1 protein-coding gene is annotated in these 1806 nt (G+C 67.1%); it reads left to right on the forward strand.

Annotated elements, in window-relative coordinates:
* The first annotated feature begins 536 nt into the window (after positions 1 to 536).
* Positions 537 to 1784, forward strand: a complete 1248-nt coding sequence (locus ON21_RS30410; RefSeq protein WP_039803672.1) for an IS110 family RNA-guided transposase — start codon at positions 537 to 539, stop codon at positions 1782 to 1784.
* Positions 1785 to 1806 lie beyond the last annotated feature (22 nt).

Genomic DNA, 1806 nt, shown 5'->3' on the forward strand with positions numbered 1-1806 from the left:
CCTACTTAGCTGGTAACGACCAGCTTTCGGTAGCGTTCGACGACTGCGTCAATCCTGGCCTGTGAGGCCGTGCGGGAGCGGTGTCCGGGAGTGATCGTTCGGCAGTTCGGCCGCGGCGAACGACGCATGGAATACGCCTGGGGCCAGACCCCTTTGACAAGACGTAGCGCGTCGTCGCGGCCGGACCGCCACCCCCGACTTGTTCGTCCGGCGACTCCTGCCACGCCTCCGGTCCGGTGAGGCCTCGTGCAAGACCGCGAGCGTCGGCGGCAAATCCGGAAGTGGCTGGGCAGCTGATTCCACTGTTGTCCAGCCATTTTCGGGCGTTTCATTGATCGTGGTCCGAGCCCGTCCGCACGAACGAACACCTCGAAGACAGCGAGCTGCGAGCTCTCAGGGAGATCGGTGTCGTGCGGGTGCGCTGGGAGCGCGAACAACTCATCGGAGGCCAGCCCATCGAGGCTCGTAAGTAGGGCGTCGCGCGTTCCTGCCTGGGTCTTGTGACCTGCGGAAACAACCGAAGAACTGGAGGACGGATGAGCCGTTACTGCGGGATCGATTGGGCCGAAGGCCATCACGACATCGCCATCGTCGACCAGAACGGCACCCTGGTGTCGAAAAGACGGATCACCGATGATCCGGCCGGCTTCACCGCCCTCACCCAGCTGCTCACCGATGCCGGCGATACCGCCGAGGACCCGATCCCCGTCGCGATCGAAACCCCACGCGGGTTGATGGTCGCCGCGATCCGCGCCACTGGCCGAGCGGTCTATGCGATCAACCCGATGGCCGTAGCCCGTTACCGCGAACGCCACACGATGGCACGCGCCAAGTCCGATCATGCTGACGCGATGACCTTGGCCAATATTCTGCGCGTCGATGCGCACATGCACCGCCCGATCCCCGCGGACAGCGAACTTGCCCAGGCCATCGCGGTCCTGGCCCGCGCTCAGCAGGACGCCGTGTGGCGGCGCACCAAGGCCAGCAACGAACTGCGCTCGCTGCTGCGCGAGTACCACCCGATGTTTCTGGCCACCTTCGCTGACAAGTCCGCCACCAACCTCGCTAAACCCGAGGTCCGCGCCATCCTGGCCATCGCGCCGACCCCTGCCGCGGCGGCGAAACTGACCCGGGTCCGCGTCGCGGCCGCGCTGCGCCGGGCCGGACGCCAACGCGGCATCGACGCCTTGACCGACGAGATCGTGGCCAAGCTGCGCCGTCCCGGCCTGCGCCAACCCGACCTGGTCGAACAGGCCATGGGCCGCCAGGTCCTCGCCCTACTCGCCACCCTCGACGCCGCCTGCACCGGCGCCGACGACCTCGAGCAAGCCGTCGCCGAGAAGTTTCGCACACACCCCGATCACGCAATAATCACCAGTTTCCCCGGCCTGGCCGACCTCACCGGCGCCCGCGTCCTCGCCGAAGTCGGCGACGACCGCAACAGATTCGCCGACGCCCGCGCGTTGAAGGCCTACGCCGGAACCGCACCCGTTACCCGCGCGTCCGGGCGCAGCATTTCGATCACCTTCCGCCGGATCAAGAACGACCGGCTGGCTGCCGTCGGCTGGGTCTGGGGATTCGCCGCCGGCAGCAACCCCGGCCCAGCCCGAGAGCACTACCTCAACCGCCGCGCCCACGGCGACCGCCACTCCGCCGCCCTGCGCCACCTCGTGAACAAGATGCTCGGCCAGCTCTACTACTGCCTCCAGAACCGGCGGGAATTCGACCCGCTCAAAGCCTTCGGACAGCCCGGTACACACGCCCCGCAACCCGCCGCAGCTTGACATTTAAAATCATCGGAGGTCT

The sequence above is a fragment of the Nocardia araoensis NBRC 100135 genome (assembly GCF_000308435.1).
Lineage (GTDB): Bacteria > Actinomycetota > Actinomycetes > Mycobacteriales > Mycobacteriaceae > Nocardia > Nocardia araoensis.